A 26,842-nucleotide genomic window follows, 5' to 3' on the forward strand; every position below is an offset into this window, starting at 1 on the left:
TTTATAATCTGAAAGCCTTCCCAGAAGGAAGATAGGAAAGTATTATTCGACATGAAAACGGTAGTTTGTGTAGGTTTTTGTTTGGCGACTAAACCATATCACTTACTACCGTTTTTGTTTTCAGTTCCCGCTAATCTGCGAAGAACCTTAAAAAAGCCGCTTTATTAGCGGCTTTTTTCGATAATGGGATAAGGGTGCCAAGTTAGCCGTTAAGGGCTACCTTGCTGTCTGCACTGTCCATGTCCTTCAGCTCAACCAGTACTTCTTCAGCCCAGTCAATCCACGCCTGACGGTTGTGGATCCCACGGCGAAGCGTTAGACGATCAAGGCGTGCCTGACGGTCCATGTTCTTGTAGTCGCCGAAATGGACTTTCTCCAGTTCGTGGTAGTGGTTCATCAGCGTGTGAGACTCTTCAATCAGCCCTTCCAGCTGCTGTTGCATCGGCACAGAATTGTGCACGCCACAAACCAGTAGCTTGGCAGAGAACTCATCGCGGATGGTTGGGTTGCGAGCAGGCTCCTGGAACCACTCAAACAGTGCCTGACGGCCCAGATCAGTGATGGAGTATACTTTACGATCCGGCTTGCCTTCCTGCGGTTCCAGTTTGCAGGTAACCTGATCGTTGGTTGCCATTTTGTTTAGCTCTCGGTAAACCTGCTGGTGGCTTGCCTTCCAGAAGTAGCCGATGCTGTGGGAAAATTCTTTTGTTATATCGTAACCGGTTGCGTCGCGATTGCTCAGCACGGTCAAAATTACGTGTGGTAGTGACATCTCTTCTATCCGTTAAAATACTACAAATAAAAAACAATCAGACCGACGTTACCCTTCGCTCTTTGGCGTTTGTTATAATCGTCTTGTTGCAGTGCCTGATCGAGATCACGTAGCATACACATCAATGTGATCTTTATCGACACCAGAAAGTGATAATAACCATTTTGGGCAGCGTCCAATTGTTCATCTTGTGATGTTTGTCTATATCTTAAGGTTTCCGATGCACTGCAATATATTGTGATTCATCCATGTTCACAGTGCATGTGATTACTTTAGACTATGCGACTAGTTACATTACGTCTCATTATTGAGTCACTGTAATAAAAAAAGTGTGTAAAAGGTATAAATGGCATATCGGGCCTGATCTGGCTGAGGCGAAGGATTGGGGGTTGGTGAGATCAGTAAAACAAAGGCCTCCACGCGGGAGGCCTTAAAGTAGCGTTTAGATGTTCAGGTAATCAGATTAGCCTGTGTTGCGCATGCCTGTCGCGATACCGGCGATGGTTACCATCAAGGCCTCTTCCAGCATCGGTGATGGCTCATCTTGCTGACGGGTACGGTACAGCAGCTCGGCCTGGAGCATATTCAGCGGCTCAACATAGATGTTACGCAGGCGGATGGCCTCTGCACCCCATGGATCCTGTTCCATCAGGTGGGCACTGTTCTCGACATTCAGCACGGCCTTGATGTCTTCCTGCAGCTGATCGCGCAGTTTCTGACCCATCGGCCATAGCGACTTGTCGGTCAGGCGCTGATCATAGTACTCGGCAATCCCGATGTTGGTTTTGGTGAATACCATTTCCAGCATACCAAGGCGGGTCGAGAAGAATGGCCACTCGCGGCACATATCTTCCAGCTGCTGGGCATGACCCTTATCAATCGAGAACTGAATCGCCTCACCGGCGCCCAGCCAGGCTGGCAGTAGCAGACGGTTCTGGCTCCAGGCGAAAATCCACGGAATGGCACGCAGGCTCTCTACGCCGCCTTTCGGGTTACGCTTGGCCGGACGCGAGCCCAGCGGCAGTTTGCCCAGTTCCAGCTCCGGTGTGGCCGCGCGGAAGTACGGGACAAACTCTTCGTTGCCGCGTACCACGTTGCGGTAGGCTTCGCAGGAGACTTCGGACAGCACGTCCATCAGCTCACGCCAGTCTTGTTTCGGCGCTGGTGGCGGTAGCAGGTTGGCTTCCAGAATCGCACTGGTATACAGGCTCAGGCTGTTGACGGCAACTTCCGGCAGGCCGAGCTTGAATCGGATCATCTCACCTTGTTCGGTAACGCGCAGGCCGCCTTTCAGGCTGCGTGGCGGCTGCGACAGCAGTGCAGCGTGTGCAGGCGCACCACCACGGCCGATAGAACCACCACGGCCGTGGAACAGGGTCAGTTCGACACCGGCCTCTTCACAGACATCAACCAGGGCTTCCATCGCGCGGTACTGGGCCCAGCCAGCTGCCATTACACCGGCATCTTTGGCCGAGTCGGAGTAGCCGATCATGACCATCTGGAAATTCTGGATAAAGCCACGGTACCAGTCGATACTCAGTAGCTGCTTGATGACCGATTCGGCATTGTTGAGATCTTCCAGTGTTTCGAACAGCGGACAGACATCCATTCTGAACGGACAGCCTGCTTCTTTCAGTAGCAGGTGGACAGCCAGAACGTCAGAAGCGGTACGAGCCATGGAGATCACGTAGGCGCCCAGGGCTTCACGTGGCTGCTCAGCAATCGCCTTACAGGTTTCGATTACCTCCTGAACATCAGGCGAAGGCTGCCAGTCACGAGGCAGGAGCGGACGTTTTGAGGCCAGCTCGCGCACCAGGAAGGCGACTTTGTCCTGCTCACTCCACTGATCGTAGTCGCCGAGGCCCAGGTGACGGGTCAGCTCGGAAATGACATCTGAGTGGCGGGTACTTTCCTGGCGAATATCCAGACGTACCAGGTGGACGCCGAAACTCTTGATGCGGCGCAGCACATCCAGCAGCAGGCCGTCGGCAATGATACCCATGCCGCACTCGTGGAGTGACTGGTAACAGGCATAGAGCGGATCCCATAGCTGGTCGACATGATCGATAATGCCGAAGTTAGGCACGCTCAGGCCTTTAATCTGGGCGTCGAGCACATCACGGGTATTGGTGAGCTTGGCACGCAGATCCTTGAGGATGGCACGGTAAGGTTCGTGCTCGTCACCGGCTAGCTCGCGTACCTGGTCGTTGCATTTGACCATCGACAGCTCGCTGACCAGCTCCTGGATATCGCTCAGGTACAGATCGGCGGCTTTCCAGCGAGACAGCAGCATGACTTCGCGGGTGACCGACGAGGTCACAAACGGGTTGCCGTCACGGTCACCCCCCATCCAGGAGGAGAATTTCACCGGCGAGGCATCAATCGGCAGGCCTTCGCCAAGGTGGGTTGTTAGTTTCTCGTCGAACTGGCGCAGGAATTCCGGCACGGCCTGCCACAGGGAGTTCTCGACAACGGCAAAGCCCCATTTGGCCTCGTCAAGCGGGGTCGGGCGCTGCTGGCGGATCACATCAGAGTGCCACGCCTGGGCGATCAGCTGCTCGAGGCGCTGTTCGACACGCTGGCGCTCGCTTGGAGACAGCTCGCTCAGCTCCAGCTTGGAGAGGCATTTGTTGATCTGCACCAGCTTGTGGATCATGGTACGGCGGGCAATCTCGGTAGGGTGCGCCGTCAGTACCAGTTCGATGTTCAGATCACGTACCGCCTGAATAGAATCAAACTGGCTGATATCACTGTTGCTGAGTTTGCCAAACAGGGTATCGATAGAGTCCGGGCTGCAGATATGTTCTTCGCAGTGGCGGGATACCGTGTGATACTGCTCGGCAATATTGGTTAGGTTTAGGAACTGGCTAAAGGCACGAGCTACCGGTAGTAGTTCGTCATCAGGCAGGTTTTGCAACTCATCGATCAGTTTTTCACGATCATCCTGATTTCCTGCGCGGGCAGATTTAGATAACTTACGTATGGCTTCCACTTTATCTAGCAATGGCTCGCCATGCGCATCTTTAATGGTATTACCCAGCAGGTGGCCGAGCATACTGACGTTACTTCTTAACGCGCTGTACTTTTCGTTCATATCGCATCCATCTCGTAATTTTGTTACATCCAAATCGCAATTGCGTTAGTGACAATCTATCCGTGATCCCACTTTCAGGTCAACTTTGATTACATTTAGGCGCCATAAATTGAAGCTAGATTGATATTTGTCATGATATGAAATCCAGTATGTAACAAATTTTCGTAAAAATGGGTCATAAGACACGCATTTAGTGTGCTATCTGCGCCGTTTAGTGTGCTATCTGCGCCGTTTAGTGTGCTCTCTGCGCATAGTGCTATAACTTTCGTCGCCTAGCGGGTATTAGATCTGACAATTCTAATTAACATTTTTTTTATTCCTGCTGTTGACAGGCCAAGGATTAATCGGTAAACATATAAATGCAATCAAGATGAATAAAAATTTAGCTGTTTATTGATGCCAATATCGACGCAAAGTGTCAGCGCAAAGAATAGCTAAAGATGCTGAATGTAGGAAGTTATTAACATGAACCAGGCGACTATTCACAATCTGAATTCCCTCCGACGACGCTAAGTCTCACCGCCTGGTGCGCTCGTGCACCCCTTCATCCGCTGTATCTGCAGCATAGTTTCAAACACCAAGTATTAACTACTTAACGCATTAAAAACGGAATTTCATATGTTGAACACCTTCATTATCGGTGCCAGCGGTTATACCGGCGCAGAGCTGGCGAAAATGGTGCATACCCATCCACAACTGAATCTGGCGGGCCTGTTCGTATCGGCCAACAGCCTCGATGCCAACAAGCCACTTAGCGACCTGCACGGACAGCTCAAAGGCATTGTCGACCTGCCGCTTCAGCCTTTGACTGACCCTGATGCGGTTGCCGCCAAGGCAGATATCGTTCTGCTGGCCACAGCCCACGAGGTTAGCCACGACCTGGCAACGATTTTTCTCTCCAAAGGCTGTCAGGTGTTTGATTTGTCTGGCGCGTTTCGGGTGCAAGGCGATGACTTCTATACCCAGTACTACGGTTTCGAACATCAGCACCAGCAGTGGCTGGAGAAGGCGGTTTATGGCCTGGCCGAGTGGAATAGCCAGGCGATTAAGCAGGCGCAGCTTGTGGCCGTTCCGGGCTGCTACCCAACGGCATCGCAGTTGGCACTGAAACCGCTTCTGGAGGCTAACCTTATTGATAAAGACCAGTGGCCTGTTATCAACGCGGTGAGCGGTGTTTCTGGCGCAGGCCGCAAAGCCACTATGGTCAACAGCTTCTGCGAGGTTAGCCTGCAGGCCTATGGCGTCTTCGGTCATCGTCACCAGCCGGAGATTGCGGCGCACCTTGGTTGCGATGTGATTTTTACCCCTCATCTCGGCAACTTTAAGCGCGGGATCCTGGCAACGATTACGGCCAGGCTGGCCCCGGGTGTTGATGCCGGGAAAGTGGCCGAGGCCATGCAGCAAGCCTATCAGACCCAGGATGGCCAGCATGCTGTCAGGTTGCTGGGCGAGCAAACGGCAAGTATTCAAAATGTTGTTAACACTTGCTTTTGCGATATTGGTTGGAAGGTACAGGGCCAACACATAATTTTAACATCGGCGATTGATAATTTATTGAAAGGTGCCTCATCCCAAGCGATGCAGTGCATAAATATTCGAAATGAATTCCCGCAATTAACGGCGTTGGTTTAGGAGGTAGCACCATGAGTCAGGTTCCTTTGGTAATTAAGTTAGGTGGTGCCGTGCTGTCATGCACGGACACGCTGGAAAAACTGTTCGGTGCGATCAGCCATTACCAGGAAAAAGCCCAGCGACCACTATTACTGGTTCACGGCGGCGGTTATCTGGTTGACGACCTGATGGAAAAACTGCAGCACGAGACCGTAAAGAAAGAAGGTCTGCGGGTGACGCCGAAAGAGCATATTCCCTTCATTGCTGGCGCGCTGGCCGGTACGGCCAACAAAGTTTTGCAGGGGCAGGCGATTAAATCAGGCGTAGCAGCTGTGGGTCTGAGCCTTGCCGATGGCGGCCTGTGCCAGATCACTGAGCTGGACCCGGAGCTGGGTTCGGTTGGCAAGGCTGCACCGGGCAATAGCGAACTGGTCAAGCTGATTATGGCCTCTGGCTATTTGCCGATTGTCAGCTCGATTGGCCTTGATGGTGATGGCGAGCTGATGAACGTCAATGCCGATCAGGCGGCGGTTGCGGTGGCGGCGGCGCTGGATGCTGAACTGGTTCTGCTGTCGGATGTCAGCGGCGTGCTGGATGGCAAAGGGCGGCTGATTGCCAGCCTGACTGAAAACGAAGCCGAGGCGCTGATCACCCAGGCCGTGATCACCGACGGCATGGTCGTCAAGGTACGGGCTGCCTTCGAGGCTGCGAAAGCACTGGGGCGGCCGATTGAAGTGGCGACCTGGCGTTACCCGGACAAGCTGGAAGCCTTGTTCGATGGCCAGAGCATCGGCACCAAGTTCTCGGTGTAAGCCGGACGAAAACAGAATTTATTTGATTAGAACACCCATTATATTAGAACGCCTGAGCGGTATGACCGTCGAGCAGGCAAGCAGGAGAGCATTATGAGCAAGGTAACTAAAGTAGTATTGGCCTATTCCGGCGGTCTGGACACATCAGCGATTATTCCATGGCTGAAAGAAAACTATGACTGTGAGGTGGTGGCGTTTGTGGCTGATGTCGGCCAGGGTGAGGCAGAGCTGGAAGGGATTGAAGAGAAGGCACTGGCTTCGGGAGCATCCTCTTGCTTTATTGCCGACCTTAAGGACGAGATGGTTGCCGACTATATCTACCCGAGCCTTAAGACTGGTGCTATCTACGAAGGCAAGTACCTGCTGGGTACCTCGATGGCACGTCCGATCATCGCCAAGGCACAGGTTGAATGTGCGCTGGAAGTCGGCGCAGATGCTGTCTGCCACGGCTGTACCGGTAAAGGTAATGATCAGGTACGTTTCGAAAGTGCCTATGCGGCGCTGGCACCACAGCTGACAGTGATTGCGCCTTGGCGTGAGTGGGATCTGCGTAGCCGTGAGGCCCTGCTGGACTATCTGGCCGAGCGTGATATCCCGTGTACGGCATCACTGGAAAAAATCTATTCGCGTGATGCCAACGCCTGGCATATTTCGACCGAGGGCGGAGTACTGGAAGATACCTGGAACCAGCCTAACGAGCTGTGCTGGGTCTGGACCAAAGATCCTGAAGATGCACCAGAAACACCAGAAACGGTATCAATCTTGATTGATAAAGGCGAAATCGTTGCGGTTGACGGCGAAGTGATGTCACCACTCAACGTCCTGACCTACCTCAACGAAAAAGGTGCCGAGCATGGTGTCGGCCGTATCGATATCGTCGAGAACCGTCTGGTGGGTATGAAATCCCGTGGTTGCTATGAAACTCCGGGTGGCACCATCATGAATGAGGCACTGCGTGCGGTTGAGCAGCTGGTTCTTGACAAGGAGTCATTCGAGTTCCGTGAGTCTATCGGCCTGAAAGCCTCGCACCTTATCTATGACGGTCGTTGGTTTACCCCGCTTTGCAAATCACTGCTGGCAGCTGCCGATGAGCTTGCTCAGGATGTGAGCGGTGAAGTTGTGGTGAAACTCTATAAGGGGCAAGCTACAGTTGTTCAGAAGCGCTCGCTAAACAGCCTGTACTCGGAAGAATTTGCCACCTTTGGTGAAGATGAGGTTTATGACCACAGTCATGCCGAAGGCTTTATCCGCCTGTACTCGCTGGCCAGCCGTATTCGTGCGTTAAACGAACAAAAGAAAAATAAATAATTCAAAGCAATGAGCAAGTCGAGTAGCGAAGCATAGGAGAAGTACCATGGCACTATGGGGCGGACGTTTTAGTCAGGCAGCTGACACACGGTTCAAGCAGTTCAACGATTCACTACGTTTTGATTACCGTTTGGCGGAGCAAGACATCGTTGGTTCTATTGCATGGTCAAAGGCACTGCGTCAGGTGAACGTCCTGACGGACGAAGAGCAGCAGCGGCTGGAGCTGGCACTGAACGAGCTCAAGCTGGCGGTGATGGAAGATCCGGAGCAAATTCTGCGTTCTGATGCCGAGGATATTCACAGCTGGGTCGAGCAGCAGCTGATCAGCAAGGTGGGGGATCTGGGCAAGAAGCTGCACACCGGTCGTTCGCGTAACGATCAGGTCGCGACGGATCTGAAGCTGTGGTGTCGTCAGCAGGGCCAGCAGCTACTGCTGATGCTGGATAAGCTGCAGAACCAGCTGGTCTCGGTCGCCCGGGACCACCAGGGGACGGTACTGCCGGGCTATACCCATTTGCAGCGTGCCCAGCCGGTGACGTTTGCCCACTGGTGTCTGGCCTATGTGGAGATGTTCGAGCGTGATCATTCGCGGCTTCACGATGCGCTTAATCGTCTTGATACCTGTCCGTTGGGATCGGGCGCGCTGGCCGGTACGGCCTATCCGATTGACCGTGAGGAGCTGGCCCATAGCCTGGGCTTCCACCGGGCAACCCGCAACAGCCTTGACTCGGTATCGGATCGCGACCACGTGATGGAGCTGTTGTCGACGGCCTCCATTTCGATGCTGCACCTGTCGCGGATGGCAGAAGACTTGATTTTCTACAACTCCGGCGAGTCGAACTTTATCGAACTGGCCGATACCGTGACGTCGGGCTCGTCCCTGATGCCGCAGAAGAAAAATCCGGATGCACTGGAGCTGATCCGGGGCAAGTGCGGCCGGGTATACGGCTCGATGGCCGGCATGATGATGACGGTGAAGGCATTGCCGCTGGCCTACAACAAAGACATGCAGGAAGACAAGGAGGGCTTGTTTGATGCCCTTGATAGCTGGCATGACTGTATGGAAATGGCCGCGCTGTGCTTTGACGGCATCAAGGTCAACAAGGATCGTACCTTGGAAGCTGCGATGCAGGGCTACTCGAATGCCACCGAGCTGGCTGATTACCTGGTTGCCAAAGGTATCCCGTTCCGTGAAGCCCACCATATCGTCGGGGTGGCCGTGGTGGCCGCTATCGACAAGGGCTGCGCACTGGAAGAGCTGTCACTAACCGAAATGAAAGCCTTCTCCGAGGTGATAGACGAGGATGTGTATCCAATCCTGACGATTGATTCGTGTCTGGACAAGCGTTGTGCCCTTGGCGGGGTGGCGCCTAATCAGGTGGACTATGCGATTGGCCAGGCCGAGAAGCGTCTCGAGAAGCGCTACTCGCCGGGTGTGAAGGTACGGGGAGCACGTCTGACCGACCTTGATGCCATTGAAGGTATGGTCGTCTACTGGGCTGGGCTGGGTGAGAACCTGCCACGGATGCGCAATGAACTGGTGCGTGATATCGGCTCGTTTGCCGTGGCCGAACACCACGGAACCGTGACGGGATGTGCATCGCTGTATGTCTACGACTCCGGATTGGCAGAAATTCGCTCATTGGGTGTCGAGGCCGGCTGGCAGCAGCAGGGCCAGGGCAAGGCGATTGTCGAGCATTTGATTGAGAAAGCTGGTCAGATGGCGATCAAGAAGGTCTTTGTCTTGACGCGTGTACCTGAATTCTTTATGAAGCAAGGCTTTATCCCGACATCCAAGTCGCTGTTGCCGGAAAAAGTGATGAAAGACTGTGACCGTTGCCCACGTCAGCATGCCTGTGACGAAGTCGCGCTGGAAGTGCGTCTGGATCAGGAGCAGGCGATTCCGACAGTAAATGTCGCGTAACGGCTAGCTCGTTATTCGAATGTAAAAAATCCGGTCGCAGGCGTTATCCTGCAGGCCGGATTTTTTTATGGCGATTGTTGCTGGCGCGCGCTCTTGTTGGTCTTTTTCAGCCACAACATGAAGGCGACTACCCAGTGGGCAATCAGCAGCAGGCTGAAGGCAGTGGCGGCAAAAAGAAGGGTAATGGATTCTACAACGGTAGGGGTGGGTAGGTAGAAGTAATACCAGACGCCCCAACTGATCACGCTCAGTACTGACAGCTGAACCATACATTGGCGGCATCGCCCGAGCTTTTGTCTGAATACTTGTGCCGCTTGGCAGCTACGACAACCCATGATGTCATCCGAATTGTTTTGACAGGAAGTAGGATTGTACATGAAAAAAGCCCTCCGGATGGAGGGCGGATCGGTAGTGCAGGAGAGTTGATAGTTTTTTGGGGCCAAGACCCACTATTGTGCCGGGTTAGATTACTGAGCTGCTGATTAACAACCCGGGCCGCAATCCAGACAGTGCTTGATCATTTCCGGGCCAAGGTGCAGTTTGGCATTGAGATCACGCAGTGCGGTGCGAACCCCTTCTTCGATTACCGGGTGATAGAACGGCATCTCGAGCATTTCTGCCACGGTCATCTTGTTTTGGTGCGCCCAAGCCAGCAGGTGCGCCAGGTGCTCGGCATTCGGACCCATCATTTCGGCCCCCAGGAAACGGCCGGTACCGTGTTCGCCGTAGACATGCAGCACCCCTTTGTTGCGTAGCATGACACGGGAACGGCCCTGATTTTCAAACGACACCTCACCGGTTTCGAAGCAGCCACAGTTACCAAGACGTGTAGTAATTTCCTTGTAGGTTTCACCGACCATCGCAATTTGCGGATCAGAGAAGACTGCCGAGATTTTCGAGCGGCGCAACCCGGCGCGGATATCCGGGAAGCGGCCGGCGTTGTCACCGGCAATACGCCCCTGGTCAGCCGCCTCGTGCAGCAGCGGAAGCTGGTTGCTGGCATCTCCGGCGATGAAAATATTCTCGGCCGACGTTTGCAGGGTAAAGTGATCGGCAACCGGTACACCGCGTTCATCCAGTTCCAGCGAAGTATTCTCTATCGCCAGCTTGTCGACATTCGGGCGGCGGCCAGTGGCAGCCAGGACATAGTCGACAGTGATCACTTTGAACTCGCCGTCTTTGTCCAGATACTGGATCTCGACAGCATCACCAATACGTTTCATGCTCTCGATCCTGACATCGGCATCGAGGTAGAACTCTTCGTTGAAGGCCTTATCGGCATAGGCCATAACCGCAGGGTCGGTGAGTGGACCCACCTGGCCACCAAGTCCAAACATGACAACCTCTACACCGAGGCGTTTCAGAGCCTGGCCCAGTTCTAGGCCGATAACGCCGGGGCCGAATACCGCAACCGAACTTGGCAGATCGTCCCAGTTGAACACATCATCATTGATGATCAGGTGATCACCCAGCTCGTTCCATACTGCCGGGTAGGCAGGGCGGGAGCCCGTTGCAATCACAATACGCTTGGCGGTGATTTGGGTGTGGTCGTCGACGGTCAGGGTGTTATTGTCGATGAACTTGGCATAGCCGGAAATCTTGTCTTGTGACGGGATTTCGTCAACCCCTTCCAGAACAAAACCGACAAAGCGGTCACGCTCGCGCTTGACACGGTCCATGACTTCACGGCCGTTAATGACGATTTCGCCTTGCGGATGGACACCAAATGCCGGTGCTTTTTCGATCTGGTGAACGCTTTCTGCCGCAGCAATCAGCAGTTTTGATGGCATGCAACCAACGCGGGCACAGGTTGTGCCGTAAGGACCGCCTTCAATCATTACTACGCTATCGGTATGGGCCTTGGCTGCGCGGTATGCGCCCAGGCCTGCGGTACCACCACCGATGACTGCAACATCAACATTCAGGGTTTTCATTTTTGCTCTCTCCACTCAAATCTTGCCAGTTTTCGGCTTTATTCGTAACGGTGGGGCATTCCGCCCCACCTTGTTATTGCTGCTTGGCCGATTTAGCCCAGGAATGCTTCTAGTTCTTCGCTGCCGCCGATGTGCTTGCCACCGATAAATACCTGAGGCACGGTGCTGCGACCGGATACGGCGCGCAGGCTGACAGTGGTTGCATCCTTGCCCAGGATAACTTCTTCATACTGCAGTCCCTTGTCGATAAGGTTCTGCTTCGCCTTGGCACAGAACGGACAGCCAGGCTTGGTAAATACCGTGATTGACTCTTGCAGCTTGTGCTCGGGAGCCACGTACTGCAACATGGTGTCGGCATCAGAGACTTTGAACGGGTCGCCCGGCTCTTCGTTTTCGATGAACATTTTTACTACCACGCCGTTCTTCACCAGCATGCTGTAGCGCCAAGAGCGAGGACCGAAACCCAGTTCCTCCTTGTCGACCAGCATACCCATACCTTTTGAGAACTCGCCGTTGCCATCCGGGATGAAGGTGATGTTTTCTGCTTCCTGATCGGCCTTCCAGGCGTTCATCACAAAGGTATCGTTGACTGACACACACAGGATGTCGTCGACACCGTGCTCGGCAAAAACGGATGCCAGTTCGTTGTAGCGCGGCAGGTGGCTAGAAGAACACGTTGGAGTGAAGGCGCCTGGCAGGCTAAAGACCACCACTGTCTTGTCGGCAAAAAGCTCGTTGGTGCTTAGGTCAACCCACTGGTCGTCCTGGCGGGTGTGGAAAGTAACCTGTGGGACTGGCTGGCCTTCTTTTGATGCGAACATAATATTTTCCTCAATAATTCAAATGCGTATAGATGGTTTTAATGTCTCAACCGGAGCTTACTCTTCGCTGCTCCGTTTTGATGTGATGATTATGTCGATTTTGACTTGATAGCTCTAATCGTTTGCTGCTATGGTTTTGATAGTTAATTTCTATTAAAAGATATCTAGTCATGAACATTCGAGATCTTGAGTATCTGGTAGCGTTGTCTGAGCATAAGCATTTCAGAAAAGCGGCCGAGGCCTGTTTTGTCAGCCAGCCCACCCTGAGCGGCCAGATCCGCAAGCTGGAAGACGAGCTCGGTGTATCCCTGCTGGAGCGAACCAGCCGCCGGGTGCTGTTTACCGATGCCGGTCTGAGCCTAGTCTCGCAGGCGCAAAAAGTGCTGCTGGAGGTCAAGGTGCTGACGGAGCTGGCCAGCCAGCAGGGGGAAAGTATGGCCGGGCCGCTGCATGTCGGGTTTATTCCTACCGTCGGTCCGTATTTGCTGCCGCATATTATCCCGCAGCTCAAGGCCTCGTTTCCGCAACTCGAGTTGTTCCTCCATGAGGCGCAGACCCACCAGTTGGTCCGACAGCTGGAAGAGGGCAAGCTGGACTGTATTATTCTGGCCGCCGTCAAAGAGACCGAGCATTTCATTGAGCTGCCGCTCTACAATGAACCTATGGTTCTGGCGGTCCCTGAGGAGCACCCTTGGGCCAAGAAGGAAACGCTGGATATGGCCCAGTTAAACGGCGAAACCTTGCTGATGCTGGGGGACGGCCACTGTTTGCGGGATCAGGCGATGGGCTTTTGCTTTGCCGCCGGTGCCCATGAGGATGGCAGCTTCAAGGCGACCAGTCTTGAGACGTTGCGCAATATGGTTGCTGCGGGAAGCGGGATCACACTGCTGCCTAAACTGGCAACGCCCAAAGAGCAGAGTCGTGACGGGGTGAGCTATGTAAAAGCCTGCGATCCGGTACCGACCCGATTGATCACTCTGGCATACCGACCGGGCTCACCGCTGCGGGGGCGCTATGAGAAAATCGCCGAGCTGATCAACCAGCATATTGCGGCCCGTTTCAGTGTTGATTAAGGGCTATGTCGCCAGATATAAAAAGAGCGCCAATCGGCGCTCTTTTTTCGACGTGAACTTGGCGTTGGATCAGAATAGCTCGTCAGAACTGTCTGATTCAAAAATACCGTCAGAGGATCCTTCGCCCACCTGCTCGGTCGGCTCTGTTCCTTTCTCGAAGTACTCGAACATCGAGGTGTAATCATTACGGTTGCTGAGCTTGCCGGTATCGCGGTCAATCCGGACCTTGACGATATCGGACGGTAGCTGCTTGCGCTGAACCGGCACATCTTCCAGGGCGGTTTCCATAAAGGTTACCCAAGCCGGCTGGGCTGTTTTGGCCCCGGCTTCACCGCCGGAAATCTGTTTCTTGTCCAGATTGTTGTTCCAGGCGGCTTTACCCAGCTCACGGCTGTGATCATCAAAGCCGACCCAGGACGTCGCGACAATATTCGGGCCGAAACCTGAGTACCACGCATCTTTCGAGCCATTGGTGGTACCGGTTTTACCGCCGACATCACGGCGCTTGAGTACCTGACCGCGCCAGCCGGTGCCGTTCCAGCCGCTGCCGTGACGCCAGTCGCCGCCACCCCAGATATTGCTCTCCAGCATCTCGCGAACGAGGAAGGCATTTTGTTCGGAAATAACCTGTGGCGCATAGCGCGTCTGCTGCTGGTCGCTTTCTATGGCACTGCCGGTATCGCCCAGTTCCTGCTCGCTGATAGCAATGTCATTCAGTACCGCCCGGCTGGCTGCGATGTTATTGCCGGCCTGCTGCTGTTCCCGCTGACAGTCGTTGTTGCAGACAATATTCGGGTTGGCCTGATAGACCAGATTGCCGTAAGGATCTTCAACGCGCTCGATGAAGTAAGGCTCGACATAATAGCCGCCGTTGGCAAAGACAGAGAAACCCTGGGCCATTTCTAGCGGTGTCAGGCTGCCTGCGCCCAGGGCAATGGCTTCTGCCCGCGGCAGATCTTCGCGCTTGAAGCCGAAGCGGGTGAGGTAGCTGATGGTATCGTCCAGCCCGACATTTTGCAGTACCCGCACGGCCATCACGTTTTTCGACTGTGCCAGTCCAAGGCGCAGGCGTGTCGGGCCGTTATAGGTTGGTGGCGAGTTTTTAGGACGCCATGCCGTGCCCATGCTCTTGTCCCAGCGGTTGATTGGTGCGTCATTGACCAGGGTTGCCAGTGTCATGCCTTTTTCCAGCGCCGCCGAGTAAATGAACGGTTTGATGCTGGAGCCGACCTGACGGATGGACTGGGTGGCACGGTTAAATTTGCTGTGGACAAAGTTGAAGCCGCCGACCATGGCTTTGACTGCGCCGTTTTGCGGGGAAACCGCGACAAAGGCTGTATTGGCATCCGGCACCTGGCTCAGTACCCACTGCTGGTCTTTTTGCTGTACCCAGATTTGCTGACCAGCCGCCAGAATATCTGCCGCGGTTTTCGGCGCAGGTCCCTGGCGGGTGTCGGTCATAAACTTACGGGCCCATTTCATGCCGCTCCACTCAATGGTGTGCTGCTCGCCGTCATTGGTCAGAACCTGGGCGCTCTTGCCGCTGGTGGCCATAACGACGGCGGCCTGGAGCTCGCCATAGCTCGGCTGTTTGTTCAGGTGCTCGATGACTTTGTCGGTCGTCCAGGCTGTCTGTTCGGGTTTCCACAACGTGGCGACAGCGCCTCTGAAACCATGGCGCTGGTCATAGCTCAGCAGGTTGTTGACTGCTGCCGTCTGGGCTGCACGCTGTAGCTTGGGATCAACCGTGGTGTAGATACGCATGCCGGAGGTATAGGCATCTTCACCGTAGCGCTCAACCATCCAGGCGCGGGCGCGTTCGGCAAAATACGGTGCATTGAGTTCAATTTCTGCACCGTGATAACGGGCGAGAATTGGCTCGGATCGGGCCTGATCAAGTTCAGCCTGGGTGATGTAGCCTTCGGCAAACATACGACCCAGGACGACGTTACGACGTGTGGTGGCGCGATCCATCGAGTAGATCGGGTTCATGGTCGACGGGGCTTTCGGCAGGCCGGCGATAATGGCAATTTCACTCAGGGTCAGCTGGCTGACCTCTTTACCAAAATATACCTGCGCCGCTGCACCGACACCGTAGGAACGGTAGCCGAGGTAAATTTTATTGAGGTAAAGCTCGAGGATCTCTTCCTTGCTCAGCAGTTGCTCGATATGGATAGCGATAAAAATCTCTTTGATTTTTCGCATTATCTTCTTTTCGTTGGAGAGAAAGAAGTTTCGGGCCAACTGCTGGGTAATCGTACTTGCCCCCTGTTTGGCCGAGCCCGAGGTGGCCACGACAAAGGCGGCACGGGCGATACCAATCGGGTCAATACCGGGATGGTCGTAGTAACGGCTGTCTTCGGTCGCGATGACCGCATTGATCATTTGCGGCGGAATATCGTCAAGTGCCAGAGGAATGCGGCGTTTCTCCCCGAACTGGGAGATCAGTTTTCCGTCTGCACTGAATACCTGCATAGGTGTCTGTAATTCAACATTTTTTAGAGTTGCAACATCCGGGAGCTCTGGTTTTACATAAAGGTAAAAACCAAAGATAGTACCGACTCCAAGAATTGTGCAAATCATTGCAAGGATAAGTAATCGCTTTATGAACTTCACTTGAGAATTCCTGTTACACCATCATTCGACCGTTCAATCTATTTCAACCAATAGTATAAAGATAACTTAAATAAAATTAACGCCATAGGTTGGTGTTTGTTAGAAAAATATATTGCTTTTCCATTAACAGGGAGCATAGCACGGTATGTTTCGGAACCCACCAATAATTGGCATTGATATCGGCCATCATAGCGTTAAAGCGGTCGTCTTGAACCCAAAAAAAGAGCAACTGGAACTCTCTGCCTTTGCAGAAATTACCTTGCCTTCTTCGGTTATTAACGACCAGCATAGCGTGAATACGTCAGCCTTGTTGTCAGCAATACGTAAATTAAAAAAGAGTCTGCCGTTTAACGCCAGAAAAGTGGTCATTGCCCTGCCGGACAGCGCGGTCATTAGCAAGGTGATCCAGCTTGATACGAACCTGAGTGACGAGGAAGCGGAATTTGCAGTGACCCAGGCGCTCAGTGCCTCTTCCCCCTTTCCGGTTGAAGAGCTCAGTTTGGATTTTTTTCCGCTGTCATCGGACGCCTTTGTTGAAACGGCAACGACCGTACCGTTTCAGGTGTTTGCTGCGCGAAAGGACACCATAGACAGCCGGATCAAGGCATTAAAAAAGGCGGGCCTGCATCCCGGGGTGGTCGAACTCCAGACACACGCTCTATTGTGGCTGGGCGAGTATATAGCCGAACGCGCCGCGATGCAGGAGTTGTGGGGTATTGTGGATATCGGTATGCACTGTACTGAATTTAGCATCAAGCCACCTGGCGGTGCGGCCTACCACCGCGAAATGGCTTTCGGTACCTCGCTGGTGAGCGGGAATATGGCTGGCGGCAGTGAAGAGCCGGGGGGCTTTGCCCCCGAACTCGAACAGGCTGAAGTCTTTACCAAACAGCTGGCAGATCACCTCAAGCGGCAGTTTCAGCTTTATAATTCGACACACCCGCGCTCGGTGCTAAAAGGGATCTGGCTGTGTGGCGGGGGGCAGCATGTTGTGCTGGAAGAACTACTGGCCCGGCTGCTGGGTGTCGAGGCCAGCTGGATCAACCCTTTTCGTTATTTTCCCTGCAGCAAAAAGCTGGGGCAGATCGCCAGCAATAGCTATTACGGCCAGTATGCGGTTGCGGCCGGGCTGGCTATAAGGGGTGCCAGTCAATGATTGCACGCTTGAATTTGTTGCCGTGGCGGGAGGAAAAGCGAAAGCAGCATAAGCAACGTTTTTTTACCATCCTGGTGGGCGTTATGCTGGCAGTTGCTGCCGTGCAATGGCTGCTGGCGAGCTACATTGAGCAGCAGCAGGCGCACCAGCAGGCACGGAACCAATTGCTGCAGCAGGAAATATCAACGCTCGAGCGCCAGCTTGCATTTTTACCCGGCCTCGACAGGCAGCGTGCTGCACTTAACAAGCGGCTTGGGGTGATAGGGGACATTCAGCAGGAGCGTAATCAAATCACGCACCTGCTGAGTATATTGCCTGGTATTGTCCCGCAGGGAGTCTATCTCGACAGTGTGTCACTGTCGTCCAACCGGATCGCCGTCAATGGGATCGGTGACTCTACCGGTCGCCTGGCAATACTGTTATCCAATGCCGAGCAGTCCCCCTGGCTGGAGGATGTGGCCATGCACTCGATTGTGGCAACGAAAGGTGACCAGGCACAGGACCAGACCCGGTTTAAGGCCTCGTTTACCCTGGCAATGCATCCGGAGTCGGCATCCGGGAAGACCCATAGTCAACAAGGAAAACGGCAGTGAGTGACTGGCAGGATTTAGATCTGGATGAAATAACCGAGTGGCCGTTGATACCGCAATGTGCCGTGGCGTTGTTTCTGGCATTGGCAATGGGCACGGCTGGCTACTGGTATTGGCTGACACCGTTGCATGAGGAGCTGGTCCGGCTCAAGCATACAGAACGGGAGCTTCGCCAGCAGGTTGGAAAGCGGGCCAGCCAAGTGGCGGCCCTGCCCAAGGTAAGAGATCAGATTCAAGCGCTGGAAGAGCGCTATCAGTATGTCGTAGAGCAATTGCCCGAGGAGGAAGAATTGGCAAGCCTGCTGTCTGGCGTGAATGACATCGGGGTCCGCAACGGCCTCGAGTTTCAACGTATCGAATGGGGCCCCAGGCGTGAACACCCTCTGTATTACGAACTTCCCATCAATATTGCCCTGACTGGCCGCTACGTAAACATCGGTCAGTTTGCGGAGTCGGTTGCCAGGCTATCACGTATTGTGACCCTGAATGACTTCGATTTGGCTTTTCTCCGGCAGCACCAGAATCAGGAAACCCTGTCGCTGAAGGTGTCTGCCAGTACCTATCGTTTTAAAGCGCCGAAATAGAGGTGGCCAGTTTGAAAAGGATGTCATTGCTAGTCTTCATATGCTGGCTGGTGGTTGGCTGCCGGGCCAATGAAGATTCTGTTCAGCAGTTTATCGAACAGGCCCATAACCAGGCCCTGGTGCAGATAGAACCCCTGCAGGAACAGTATGTTTTCGTGGCTGACGAGTTTGTTATGGCGAGCAACCGAATCCCCTTTGTTCGCCCTCGCCCGGAACTGAAGACCGTCGGACAGGAGAGAGATATGTCTTGCTGGCAGCCGGATATGATGCGTACACGCAGCGCTTTGGAGGGCATACCTTTGGCCCAGCTCAGGATGAAAGGGGTTATTGGTGACAAGCGTGTACTCTGGGCGATCATTGCCAGGCCAGACGGCAAGTTGGAAAAAGTCCGGGACGGGCACTACCTGGGTCTCAATTTCGGCAAGGTTCGACAGGTTAGCCCGAGCAGTGTTGAGATTGAAGAAGTATTACCTGACGGTATGGGGTGCTGGTTGAAAAGGCTGACCACATTGCCACTCGCTTCCGCAGGTTCTGCCGTATAGAAGGAAGAAAAAAAGATGAAACGGAGTTTTCCAGTATCCACTGGTGCGTGGGCCAGATATTGGCTGCCTTTGTGGCTGTGTCTGGTCTCGATGGCTTTTCCTGTGACTGCCGTGACGGTGGTGGATAACCAGATAGCCGATATAGATTTCAGGCGGGACAAGCAAAACCGGGGGGTACTCAGTGTCAAGCTGGCCAAGCCCCAGTCGCTGGTTGATATGCGCAAGTCCGGCAGGCAGCTTTACATTGAAATGGTGGGGACGACACTCAGTGACGAGATGGTGTACTTGCTCGATGTTGCCGATTTCGCCACGGTTGTCGAGTCGGTCGAGACGCTGCGGACCGAAAAGGGGGCCCGGCTGGTGCTCAACACAACTGCCGACTTTGTCTACGACTATGACTTGAAAGGCACACTGTTAACGGTGTTTGTTGCCGGCCGGCCTGAGCCGGCCAAGGCGGGGCAGAGCCGTGACGTGAGCTACAGTGGTAAGCCTATTTCAATTAATTTTCAGGATATTCCCGTTCGTAACGTGCTTCAGCTGATTGCGGAGTATAACGATTTCAACCTCGTGGTCTCAGACTCCGTGCAGGGCAGTGTGACCCTGCGTTTGGATGATGTGCCCTGGCCCCAGGTGCTGGAAATTATTCTCCAGGCCAAAGGGCTGGACAAGCGGGTGCAGGGCTCGGTGGTATTGATCGCTCCGAAGCAGGAGCTGACCCAGAGCGAGCAGCAGATCCTCGAGGCCAGGCGCAAGGAGCAGGAACTGGCTTCATTGCGCTCGGAAATCATTCAGGTCAATTTTGCCAAGGCCACGGATCTTGCCGAGTTGCTTCAGGGCGGGGACGGGGGCAGTAGCATGCTCTCAAACCGGGGTTCCCTGCATGTCGATGACCGTACCAACTCATTGATTGTCAATGATCTTGGTGAGCGTATCGATACCATCAAGAATATCATTGCCGCGCTGGATATTCCGGTCAAGCAGGTTCATATCGAGGCCAGGATCGTCTCAGTCAATGAAGGGGATATTGATGAAATCGGGGTCCGCTGGGGGGTACTGAGTAGCAGCGGCAGCAAGACGGTCGGCGGGTCGATTGAGAGTAACCTCAACTCTGTCGGGCTGCTGGAAGAAGAGGCGACAGTGGAAGACTTCCTTAACGTCAACTTGGCCGCCACTCAGGCCGGGGCTTCCAGTATTGCCTTCCAGGTTGCCAAAATGGGCGATATCCTGCTGGATCTCGAACTCTCCGCCCTGCAGTCGGAAAATAAGCTGGAAATCATTTCCAGCCCGCGGCTTGTCACTACCAACAAGCAGATGGCCTATATCGAGCAGGGGACAGAGATCCCCTACCTGGAGGCCTCATCGAGCGGGGCGGTATCTGTTGGCTTCAAGAAGGCGGTGCTGAGCTTGATGGTGACGCCGCAGATCACCCCGGATGACAAACTGGTGCTGGATTTAGTGGTGACCCAGGACAAACCGGGAGATGTCGTGAGTACCGGTACCAGCGAGGCGGTAGCCATTGATACCCAGCGAATCGGCACCCAGGTGCTGGTGAATAATGGCGAGACGGTGGTGCTGGGAGGGATTTATCAGCACCAAACCAATAACTCGATCAGAAAAGTCCCCGTATTGGGGGATTTGCCGATACTTGGTGCCTTGTTCCGCCACAAACTGAACAAGCTGGCCAAGCGAGAGTTGCTGATCTTCGTGACCCCGAAGATAGTGATGCAGTGAGTACACGGGAGTCATGGACTGTGCAGGTAGGGTTGACGGCGTGATTGTCTAGATGTGCGCAGCACCATGATGAAAAGCTAACTTATTGTGTTTATTGATGGCTTTGGCCTCTACAAGGCGATTATTCCGCAAGATCCCCATGCCGATGCGTGTCTCAAGGGTAATTAAATTGGTAATGAGGCACACTAGCTATTGCCAAATGATAGCGAGTCCTGAGATAATTTTCGGTCTTATCACGAATTAAATGTGAGGAAGTTGGCGCCTCGGGCTTATTTATCGATAGCCTGCGGGCGGTGTCGTTTTATTAACCGCGCGTAAAATTGCTAAAAATGGCTGAAAAACGAAATATTTTCCTGGTCGGCCCAATGGGTGCCGGCAAAAGCACTATTGGTAGACATCTTGCACAGCAGCTACATATGGAATTCTTTGACTCTGATTCTGTCATTGAAGATCGTACTGGAGCCGATATCAGCTGGGTATTCGATGTGGAAGGTGAAGACGGTTTCCGTGTTCGCGAAGAGAACGTGATCAATGACCTGACCCAAGAGCAAGGGATCGTCCTTGCGACAGGTGGTGGTTCCGTTAAAAGTAAAGAGAACCGCAACCGCCTTTCTGCTCGCGGTATCGTGGTTTATCTTGAAACTACCATAGAAAAACAACTCGCCCGTACTCAGCGTGACAAAAAGCGTCCTCTGCTACAGACAGATACGCCACGCGAAGTACTTGAAGCTCTGGCAGAAGAGCGTAACCCTTTGTATGAAGAGGTTGCAGACTATGTAGTTCGCACTGACGATCAGAGCGCCAAGGTAGTTGCAAACCAAATCATCAAAATGCTTGAAGAGCGTTAATCAATAGTAAGAGAAGCTGACCATGGAACGGATCAACGTCAACTTAGGTGACAGAAGCTACCCAATCTCAATCGGCGCCGAGTTATTTACTGACCCGGCGTTGTTTTCCTCTGCCATCAGTGCCGGTCGACGTGTTGTCGTGGTCAGCAATGAAACGGTGTCGCCGCTGTATGCCGATACAGTGATGGCGACCATCCGTCAGCTCCAGTGCGATGTCGCTCTGCTTTCGCTACCTGACGGGGAACAATACAAAACCCTGGAGACCTTCAACCAAATCATGACATTTTTGCTGGAAGGCAATTACGGTCGTGATGTGGTGATTGTTGCCCTCGGGGGCGGCGTTATTGGTGATGTAGTGGGATTTGCGGCTGCCAGCTACCAGCGTGGTGTTGATTTTATCCAGGTACCGACCACCCTGTTGTCACAGGTGGACTCATCTGTCGGCGGTAAAACAGCGGTAAACCATCCTCTGGGTAAAAACATGGTTGGAGCCTTTTACCAGCCTAAGGCCGTTGTGATTGATAACCACTGCCTGAAAACCTTGCCTGAGCGCGAGTTTGCTGCCGGGATGGCAGAAGTGATCAAGTACGGTATTATCGCTGACAGCGAATTCTTCATCTGGCTGGAGCAAAACCTCGAGAAGCTGCAGGCATTGGATAATGATGCGCTCAGCTATGCGATCGGTCGCTGCTGCCAGATCAAGGCGGATGTTGTTGCTGCCGACGAAAAAGAGTCAGGCGTACGTGCATTGCTTAATCTGGGGCATACCTTTGGCCATGCTATTGAGGCTGAAATGGGATATGGCAACTGGCTGCACGGCGAAGCGGTGTCGGCAGGCACAGTACAGGCCGCACAGACTGCCCATCTGCATGGTCTATTGTCGTCAGATGATGTCCAGCGAATTACCCGTTTGCTCGAGCGGGCTAACCTACCGGTCAAAGCCCCGGCATCGATGGATTTTGATTGTTATATGAAGCATATGATGCGGGATAAAAAAGTCTTGTCAGGTCAGCTAAGATTGGTTCTGCCGACATCTATCGGCAGTGCCGAGGTCGTGGCTGATGTGCCCCACGATATCTTGCGTCGTGTGATTAATTCTTGAAGTTGTGAACAACCATGACTCGTGACACCTCAGTCGCAGCGTTGGATCTGGATACCCAGGTCCAACTCCTTTCCCGTATACAGTTTTTAACCCGCTTTAGTTCTAATCTTATTCAGATAACTGGCCGCGAAGGCGCCGGTAAAACATGGCTGGCACAGCGTTACCTGGAACAATGGGCGCAGGGTAGCAACCAGACGCTATTGCTTTGCCACCGGGCACAGTCCGACAGCCAGCACCGCTCTATCATACTGAAGCAGCTTGTTGCCCAGCCGGTTTTCAACGATCAGGATCCGCTGCAGGAAAGTGTCGAGCGCATGCTCGGAAGTGGTCCTGCCAATTTGCTGCTGGTTATTGATGATGCGCACTTGCTCAGTGCGACGCTCATTGCTGAGCTATGGGCCTTGGTACAACAGGCGCAGAACATGCCTGGCTGGCAAATCAACGTGTTGCTCTTTAGCCAGTCGGGGCGGCTGGACAAATACCTGAGCCAGGTTTCCCATGGTCAGGGGGCGGCGCCGCTTGAGTTGGAAATTGTTGATTTCAGTGAACAAGAAGTGCAAACCTTTGTCGAAGTGATATTCGCCACAGATAGGTTGGATGCCCACGGTAGGCGCGCGCTGAGGGATAAAGCGGCAGCGTCATCGCCCGTTCCCGGGGCACTGATGCAACTAGAACAAACGGAGCAGACAAATATGGCCAGTTCTCGATCACGTACCTTATCGCCAATGACATTGCTGGCTGTTTTACTCGTTGTTGCAGCTGCCGGACTGGCGTTCGTCTTTTTTCCGGCAGATGATTCCGCGCCGGTTGCTGCACAGACTGAAAGTCCGGAACCGGCTGACGAGGCTCGCCAGGCACTGACCCTGTCAACCGGACAGGTAGAAGAAGAGCTGAGCGAATCGCTGCCAGAGCCAATATCCGGCGAAACAGCGCTATCGCGAGATGTTACCGATACCATCAATGATGATTCTCATCGCCTGCCTCAGGAGATCTCTCTGGAGGGGCTGACTGTTGGCCGCAGTGATGATAACCAGCGGGTTGTCCTGCCGTCAGATGTCGTGGATGCGATGATCACCGAGCAGGAGCTGGGGGGCAGTGGAGCCATGGCGGTTGCTGATCAGCCAGCTATTGAAGAGGCTGTGAGCGAAGCCATTCAGCCTGCAGATACCACAGAGCAGACAAATCGGGAGATCGCATCGGTGGCGGGTGAGCCAGCCTCGGAAAGCGAGCCCGGATCCGATGCTTTGCCAGAGCCTGTCTCAGTAGCCCCCGCAGAGCAAGCGGAAGAGGGGAGTACCAATCTTGGGGCTGCGCTGAAAGGGGTGGACAAGCGCCACTATGCGCTGCAGCTGGCCGCTCTCAAGTCATTGGCAGCAGCCAATAAATTTATTGCTGAGTACCAAATCGCCAATATTGCGACCATCTATGAGACTCGCCGCAATGGCGAGCCGTGGTTTATTGTGATCAGTGGTGACTACCCGAATATCGTTGCTGCCCGCAGGGCGGAAACACAGTTGCCGGAGAGGCTGCAAGTTGTTCAGCCATGGGTGAAATCCTACGCACAGATCCATCGTGAAATCGAGCGGGTGAAATAATCGCAGCGGCAAGCAGATAATTACGTGAATTGGTATCAGACTCGGGGTGAAATGAGGTACAATCCGCCACCTTTCGTAACAATATCGGTTCTGGTGGTGGTTAGCTGAATGAAAAAGCATCGTGCATTCCTTAAATGGGCTGGAGGCAAATACTCTCTGGTCGAGGATATCGAGCGCCATCTGCCACCTGCGCGTAAACTGGTCGAACCCTTTGTCGGGGCCGGCTCTGTCTTTCTGAATACCGATTTCGAGCATTACCTGCTGGCGGACATCAACCCGGATCTGATCAATCTCTATAATACGCTGAAAGAGAAGCCAGAAACGTACATCAACGACGTGAAAAGCTTTTTCACACCGGAGTACAACCAGAAAAGCGCATATCTGGAAATTCGCGAAGCCTTTAACAAGACCGATGATCCCTATCTTCGTTCTCTGTACTTCCTGTATATGAACCGCCATGGCTTTAATGGCCTGTGTCGTTATAACAAGAAAGGCGGCTTCAACGTCCCGTTTGGCTCCTACAAGAAGCCGTATTTCCCCGAAGACGAGATGTATTTCTTTGCCGAGAAGGCCAAGCGTGCGACGTTTGTATGCGAAGGCTATCAGCAGACGTTTTCCCGGGCCCGTAAAGGGTGCGTGATTTACTGCGATCCGCCTTATGCGCCTTTGTCGACCACGGCGAATTTTACTTCATATGCAGGAAACGGGTTTAGCCTGGATGATCAGGCGGCATTGGCCGATGTGGCAGAAAAGGCCGCTACTGAGCGTGACATACCGGTATTGATATCCAATCACGATACCACGCTGACCCGCCGTCTGTACCACGGTGCCGAGCTGTCCGTGGTCAAGGTGAAGCGTACCATCAGCCGTAACGGCAGCGGACGCAATAAGGTGGATGAGCTACTGGCGTTGTTCAAGCTGCCGGTAGTCTAGCGTCCGTGGGTTGCTGTGACGACAAGGGTGATGGCAGCCACCAGGGCAATAAATAACAGAATCCCGCTGATCCCGGCAATAATAAATGGCCAGGGTGACTTCTGGCTGAAGTCATGCTGGCGGTTGCGATCCGACTGTACCCCGAATAGGGCCGCCGCGATGCTGAGAGCTAAGCTTTTTGGCTTGTTGTTCTGATTTTTCTTACCGTTAACGCGTTGTTTTTCCATTCCCACCTCCTCATGCTCTAAAAGCATAGTCATTATATTATCAATTGCAGGTAGAAATCCGTTAAGACATCATTCTTTGGATCGGGTAGAATTGCGCCGATTTCCGATAACGTTTTCGTAAGTACCGTATAGAGGCTGAACATGAAGGACTTTTTGATCGCTCCATCTATCCTGTCTGCAGATTTTGCTCGTCTTGGCGAGGATGTCGAGAAAGTATTGGCTGCAGGTGCCGATGTTGTGCACTTTGATGTGATGGACAATCACTATGTACCGAACCTGACATTTGGTGCGCCAGTGTGCAAGGCACTGCGTGATTACGGTATTACAGCGCCGATTGATGTTCATCTGATGGTTAAGCCAGTCGACCGTATTATTCCTGATTTTGCCAAGGCCGGTGCCACGATGATCACCGTCCATGCCGAGGCTACTGAGCACCTGGATCGTACGCTGCAGCTGATCAAAGAACACGGCTGTCAGGCAGGGGTGGTCTTTAACCCGGCTACACCGCTGCACTATCTGGACTACGTCATGGATAAAGTGGACTTGATCCTGCTGATGTCGGTTAACCCGGGCTTTGGTGGCCAGTCATTCATTCCGAATACGCTGGATAAGCTGCGAGAGGTACGTAAGCGTATTGAAGCCTCTGGCCGTGAAATTCGCCTGGAAATAGACGGTGGCGTCAAGGTCGACAACATCCGTGAAATTGCCGAGGCGGGTGCGGATATGTTTGTTGCAGGCTCGGCTATTTTCAGCCAGCCGGACTACAAGGCGGTGATCGATGAAATGCGCGCCGAGCTGGCCAAGGTAGAGCGTTAATGGATCATTTCAAAGGCATTAAGTTTATTGCTTTTGATCTGGACGGAACGCTGCTCGACAGCGTTCCTGATCTGGCAGAAGCGGCCGACCAGGCCATGCGTGCCCTGGGGCGTCCGGGCGTGACGGTCGAGCAGGTGACTACCTGGATTGGCAACGGTGCCGATATTCTGATTGGCCGGGCGCTAAGCCGTAGCCTTGAGGTAGACCCTGAGCTTGATCCCGAGTTGCATAAAGAGGCTCGCCAGCTGTTTGACCGTTTTTACGATGCCGGCGGCCATAAGCAGAGCGCGCTTTACGACGGGGTGAAAGATACCCTTGCCGCTTTTCATCAGGCCGGTGTGCCGATGGCTATCGTTACCAACAAGCCTGCCCAGTTTGTTCCGCACCTGTTGGAGCAGCATGGTATCAGTGACTATTTTGTCGATGTGATTGGCGGCGATACCTTCCCGCTTAAGAAACCGGATCCTTTTGCCCTGCACTGGTTGATGGAGAAGCACCGGCTGGCCGCATCAGAAATGCTGATGGTCGGTGATTCACGTAACGATATCTTGGCGGCAAAAGCCGCGACATGTTATGTTGTCGGATTGACCTACGGTTACAATTACGGTCAGCCGATCAGTGACAGTGAACCCGATATTGTGCTGGATCACTTTAGCCAGTTGGCAGAAGTGGTTAAACTAGACAGCTAGTACGATCAGGTCTGCGTATATCTGACGATAAGTTTTGAATATTAGTCAGCGGCACTTGTGCCGC

General features: G+C 53.5%; 24 protein-coding genes. 16 read left to right on the top strand and 8 right to left on the bottom strand.

All coding sequences use genetic code 11. The features are described from left to right. Nucleotides 1-202: 202 nt before the first annotated feature. The 3 genes from EIZ48_RS24755 to ppc all read right to left on the bottom strand — a co-directional run bounded on the left by EIZ48_RS24755 (nucleotide 203) and on the right by ppc (nucleotide 3,866). Nucleotides 203-772, bottom strand: a complete 570-nt coding sequence (locus tag EIZ48_RS24755; RefSeq protein ID WP_075762972.1) for a PadR family transcriptional regulator — start codon at nucleotides 770-772, stop codon at nucleotides 203-205. A gap of 20 nt (nucleotides 773-792) precedes the next feature. Continuing rightward, the gene (locus EIZ48_RS24760; RefSeq protein WP_160657648.1) at nucleotides 793-951 is read right to left on the bottom strand and encodes a hypothetical protein; all 159 of its coding nucleotides are present in this window, start codon (nucleotides 949-951) and stop codon (nucleotides 793-795) included. A gap of 284 nt (nucleotides 952-1,235) precedes the next feature. Further along, nucleotides 1,236-3,866 carry a phosphoenolpyruvate carboxylase gene (gene ppc, locus EIZ48_RS24765; protein ID WP_160657651.1) on the bottom strand — a complete coding sequence of 877 codons (2,631 nt, stop codon included), beginning with the start codon at nucleotides 3,864-3,866 and terminating at the stop codon, nucleotides 1,236-1,238. A 618-nt stretch (nucleotides 3,867-4,484) separates the two neighbouring features. Between ppc and argC the strand changes: the two genes are divergently transcribed. The 4 genes from argC to argH all read left to right on the top strand — a co-directional run bounded on the left by argC (nucleotide 4,485) and on the right by argH (nucleotide 9,521). Then, nucleotides 4,485-5,498 (top strand): N-acetyl-gamma-glutamyl-phosphate reductase, encoded by a 1,014-nt coding sequence (gene argC / locus EIZ48_RS24770; protein ID WP_160657653.1) that lies wholly within the window; start codon nucleotides 4,485-4,487, stop codon nucleotides 5,496-5,498. Between the two features lie 11 nt (nucleotides 5,499-5,509). Beyond that, nucleotides 5,510-6,289 carry an acetylglutamate kinase gene (gene argB, locus EIZ48_RS24775; RefSeq protein WP_075762969.1) on the top strand — a complete coding sequence of 260 codons (780 nt, stop codon included), beginning with the start codon at nucleotides 5,510-5,512 and terminating at the stop codon, nucleotides 6,287-6,289. Between the two features lie 93 nt (nucleotides 6,290-6,382). Further along, nucleotides 6,383-7,597, top strand: a complete 1,215-nt coding sequence (locus EIZ48_RS24780; protein ID WP_160657655.1) for an argininosuccinate synthase — start codon at nucleotides 6,383-6,385, stop codon at nucleotides 7,595-7,597. 46 nt (nucleotides 7,598-7,643) lie between these two features. Continuing rightward, a complete protein-coding gene (gene argH / locus EIZ48_RS24785) occupies nucleotides 7,644-9,521 on the top strand; it encodes an argininosuccinate lyase (protein ID WP_075762967.1) in 1,878 nt (625 codons plus the stop codon). 65 nt (nucleotides 9,522-9,586) lie between these two features. Here the strand turns inward: argH and EIZ48_RS24790 are convergent, their stop codons facing one another. The 3 genes from EIZ48_RS24790 to EIZ48_RS24800 all read right to left on the bottom strand — a co-directional run bounded on the left by EIZ48_RS24790 (nucleotide 9,587) and on the right by EIZ48_RS24800 (nucleotide 12,276). Beyond that, nucleotides 9,587-9,898 carry a DUF3624 domain-containing protein gene (locus EIZ48_RS24790; RefSeq protein WP_240153090.1) on the bottom strand — a complete coding sequence of 104 codons (312 nt, stop codon included), beginning with the start codon at nucleotides 9,896-9,898 and terminating at the stop codon, nucleotides 9,587-9,589. 105 nt (nucleotides 9,899-10,003) lie between these two features. After that, nucleotides 10,004-11,455: a dihydrolipoyl dehydrogenase gene (locus EIZ48_RS24795; protein WP_160657658.1), complete on the bottom strand. Its 1,452-nt coding sequence runs from the start codon at nucleotides 11,453-11,455 to the stop codon at nucleotides 10,004-10,006. Nucleotides 11,456-11,547: 92 nt separating this feature from the next. Continuing rightward, nucleotides 11,548-12,276 carry a glutathione peroxidase gene (locus EIZ48_RS24800; protein ID WP_160657661.1) on the bottom strand — a complete coding sequence of 243 codons (729 nt, stop codon included), beginning with the start codon at nucleotides 12,274-12,276 and terminating at the stop codon, nucleotides 11,548-11,550. A 170-nt stretch (nucleotides 12,277-12,446) separates the two neighbouring features. Between EIZ48_RS24800 and oxyR the strand changes: the two genes are divergently transcribed. Beyond that, nucleotides 12,447-13,349, top strand: a complete 903-nt coding sequence (gene oxyR, locus EIZ48_RS24805; RefSeq protein ID WP_160657663.1) for a DNA-binding transcriptional regulator OxyR — start codon at nucleotides 12,447-12,449, stop codon at nucleotides 13,347-13,349. Between the two features lie 69 nt (nucleotides 13,350-13,418). Here the strand turns inward: oxyR and EIZ48_RS24810 are convergent, their stop codons facing one another. Beyond that, nucleotides 13,419-15,965 (bottom strand): PBP1A family penicillin-binding protein, encoded by a 2,547-nt coding sequence (locus tag EIZ48_RS24810; RefSeq protein WP_160657665.1) that lies wholly within the window; start codon nucleotides 15,963-15,965, stop codon nucleotides 13,419-13,421. A gap of 145 nt (nucleotides 15,966-16,110) precedes the next feature. On the opposite strand from EIZ48_RS24810, the gene pilM reads away from it, so the two are divergent. From pilM to EIZ48_RS24855, 9 genes are all read left to right on the top strand, one after another. Then, entirely contained in the window at nucleotides 16,111-17,121 is a 1,011-nt protein-coding gene (gene pilM, locus EIZ48_RS24815; RefSeq protein ID WP_160657667.1) for a type IV pilus biogenesis protein PilM, read from the top strand. Continuing rightward, nucleotides 17,118-17,714, top strand: a complete 597-nt coding sequence (locus tag EIZ48_RS24820; RefSeq protein WP_160657669.1) for a PilN domain-containing protein — start codon at nucleotides 17,118-17,120, stop codon at nucleotides 17,712-17,714. The genes pilM and EIZ48_RS24820 overlap by 4 nt, the downstream gene beginning before the upstream one ends. Next, complete coding sequence (locus EIZ48_RS24825) at nucleotides 17,711-18,295, top strand: type 4a pilus biogenesis protein PilO (protein ID WP_160657671.1); 585 nt, start codon at nucleotides 17,711-17,713, stop codon at nucleotides 18,293-18,295. The genes EIZ48_RS24820 and EIZ48_RS24825 overlap by 4 nt, the downstream gene beginning before the upstream one ends. A gap of 20 nt (nucleotides 18,296-18,315) precedes the next feature. After that, nucleotides 18,316-18,837 carry a pilus assembly protein PilP gene (locus EIZ48_RS24830; protein WP_160657741.1) on the top strand — a complete coding sequence of 174 codons (522 nt, stop codon included), beginning with the start codon at nucleotides 18,316-18,318 and terminating at the stop codon, nucleotides 18,835-18,837. A gap of 15 nt (nucleotides 18,838-18,852) precedes the next feature. After that, nucleotides 18,853-20,568, top strand: coding sequence for a type IV pilus secretin PilQ (locus tag EIZ48_RS24835; protein ID WP_160657673.1), 1,716 nt, complete (start codon nucleotides 18,853-18,855; stop codon nucleotides 20,566-20,568). Nucleotides 20,569-20,897: 329 nt separating this feature from the next. Continuing rightward, nucleotides 20,898-21,416, top strand: coding sequence for a shikimate kinase AroK (aroK, locus tag EIZ48_RS24840; protein ID WP_075762958.1), 519 nt, complete (start codon nucleotides 20,898-20,900; stop codon nucleotides 21,414-21,416). Nucleotides 21,417-21,438: 22 nt separating this feature from the next. Next, nucleotides 21,439-22,518: a 3-dehydroquinate synthase gene (aroB, locus tag EIZ48_RS24845; protein ID WP_160657675.1), complete on the top strand. Its 1,080-nt coding sequence runs from the start codon at nucleotides 21,439-21,441 to the stop codon at nucleotides 22,516-22,518. Nucleotides 22,519-22,532: 14 nt separating this feature from the next. Then, a complete protein-coding gene (locus tag EIZ48_RS24850; RefSeq protein ID WP_160657677.1) occupies nucleotides 22,533-24,113 on the top strand; it encodes an AAA family ATPase in 1,581 nt (526 codons plus the stop codon). Nucleotides 24,114-24,221: 108 nt separating this feature from the next. After that, nucleotides 24,222-25,046, top strand: a complete 825-nt coding sequence (locus EIZ48_RS24855) for a Dam family site-specific DNA-(adenine-N6)-methyltransferase (RefSeq protein WP_160657680.1) — start codon at nucleotides 24,222-24,224, stop codon at nucleotides 25,044-25,046. Here EIZ48_RS24855 and EIZ48_RS24860 read toward each other — a convergent pair. Then, entirely contained in the window at nucleotides 25,043-25,273 is a 231-nt protein-coding gene (locus EIZ48_RS24860) for a DUF2970 domain-containing protein (protein ID WP_160657682.1), read from the bottom strand. The genes EIZ48_RS24855 and EIZ48_RS24860 overlap by 4 nt on opposite strands. Before the next feature lie 141 nt (nucleotides 25,274-25,414). Here EIZ48_RS24860 and rpe point away from each other — a divergent pair, with 141 nt between their 5' ends. Together rpe and EIZ48_RS24870 are read left to right on the top strand one after the other, a co-directional pair. After that, nucleotides 25,415-26,089 carry a ribulose-phosphate 3-epimerase gene (gene rpe, locus EIZ48_RS24865; RefSeq protein ID WP_075762953.1) on the top strand — a complete coding sequence of 225 codons (675 nt, stop codon included), beginning with the start codon at nucleotides 25,415-25,417 and terminating at the stop codon, nucleotides 26,087-26,089. Continuing rightward, nucleotides 26,089-26,778, top strand: coding sequence for a phosphoglycolate phosphatase (locus EIZ48_RS24870; protein WP_160657684.1), 690 nt, complete (start codon nucleotides 26,089-26,091; stop codon nucleotides 26,776-26,778). The genes rpe and EIZ48_RS24870 overlap by 1 nt, the downstream gene beginning before the upstream one ends. The last annotated feature ends 64 nt before the right edge of the window (nucleotides 26,779-26,842 follow it).

The organism is Photobacterium alginatilyticum (genome assembly GCF_009910675.1).
In the GTDB taxonomy this organism is placed as follows: Bacteria; Pseudomonadota; Gammaproteobacteria; order Enterobacterales; family Vibrionaceae; genus Photobacterium; species Photobacterium alginatilyticum.

Bases quoted from the DNA above. Each gene is read 5' to 3' on its own strand.
- EIZ48_RS24755 (WP_075762972.1), bottom strand. From the start codon at position 772: ATGTCACTACCACACGTAATTTTGACCGTGCTGAGCAATCGCGACGCA.
- ppc (WP_160657651.1), bottom strand. From the start codon at position 3,866: ATGAACGAAAAGTACAGCGCGTTAAGAAGTAACGTCAGTATGCTCGGC.
- argC (WP_160657653.1), top strand. From the start codon at position 4,485: ATGTTGAACACCTTCATTATCGGTGCCAGCGGTTATACCGGCGCAGAG.
- argB (WP_075762969.1), top strand. From the start codon at position 5,510: ATGAGTCAGGTTCCTTTGGTAATTAAGTTAGGTGGTGCCGTGCTGTCA.
- EIZ48_RS24780 (WP_160657655.1), top strand. From the start codon at position 6,383: ATGAGCAAGGTAACTAAAGTAGTATTGGCCTATTCCGGCGGTCTGGAC.
- argH (WP_075762967.1), top strand. From the start codon at position 7,644: ATGGCACTATGGGGCGGACGTTTTAGTCAGGCAGCTGACACACGGTTC.
- EIZ48_RS24790 (WP_240153090.1), bottom strand. From the start codon at position 9,898: ATGTACAATCCTACTTCCTGTCAAAACAATTCGGATGACATCATGGGT.
- EIZ48_RS24795 (WP_160657658.1), bottom strand. From the start codon at position 11,455: ATGAAAACCCTGAATGTTGATGTTGCAGTCATCGGTGGTGGTACCGCA.
- EIZ48_RS24800 (WP_160657661.1), bottom strand. From the start codon at position 12,276: ATGTTCGCATCAAAAGAAGGCCAGCCAGTCCCACAGGTTACTTTCCAC.
- oxyR (WP_160657663.1), top strand. From the start codon at position 12,447: ATGAACATTCGAGATCTTGAGTATCTGGTAGCGTTGTCTGAGCATAAG.
- pilM (WP_160657667.1), top strand. From the start codon at position 16,111: ATGTTTCGGAACCCACCAATAATTGGCATTGATATCGGCCATCATAGC.
- EIZ48_RS24820 (WP_160657669.1), top strand. From the start codon at position 17,118: ATGATTGCACGCTTGAATTTGTTGCCGTGGCGGGAGGAAAAGCGAAAG.
- EIZ48_RS24830 (WP_160657741.1), top strand. From the start codon at position 18,316: ATGTCATTGCTAGTCTTCATATGCTGGCTGGTGGTTGGCTGCCGGGCC.
- EIZ48_RS24835 (WP_160657673.1), top strand. From the start codon at position 18,853: ATGAAACGGAGTTTTCCAGTATCCACTGGTGCGTGGGCCAGATATTGG.
- aroK (WP_075762958.1), top strand. From the start codon at position 20,898: ATGGCTGAAAAACGAAATATTTTCCTGGTCGGCCCAATGGGTGCCGGC.
- aroB (WP_160657675.1), top strand. From the start codon at position 21,439: ATGGAACGGATCAACGTCAACTTAGGTGACAGAAGCTACCCAATCTCA.
- EIZ48_RS24850 (WP_160657677.1), top strand. From the start codon at position 22,533: ATGACTCGTGACACCTCAGTCGCAGCGTTGGATCTGGATACCCAGGTC.
- EIZ48_RS24855 (WP_160657680.1), top strand. From the start codon at position 24,222: ATGAAAAAGCATCGTGCATTCCTTAAATGGGCTGGAGGCAAATACTCT.
- EIZ48_RS24860 (WP_160657682.1), bottom strand. From the start codon at position 25,273: ATGGAAAAACAACGCGTTAACGGTAAGAAAAATCAGAACAACAAGCCA.
- rpe (WP_075762953.1), top strand. From the start codon at position 25,415: ATGAAGGACTTTTTGATCGCTCCATCTATCCTGTCTGCAGATTTTGCT.
- EIZ48_RS24870 (WP_160657684.1), top strand. From the start codon at position 26,089: ATGGATCATTTCAAAGGCATTAAGTTTATTGCTTTTGATCTGGACGGA.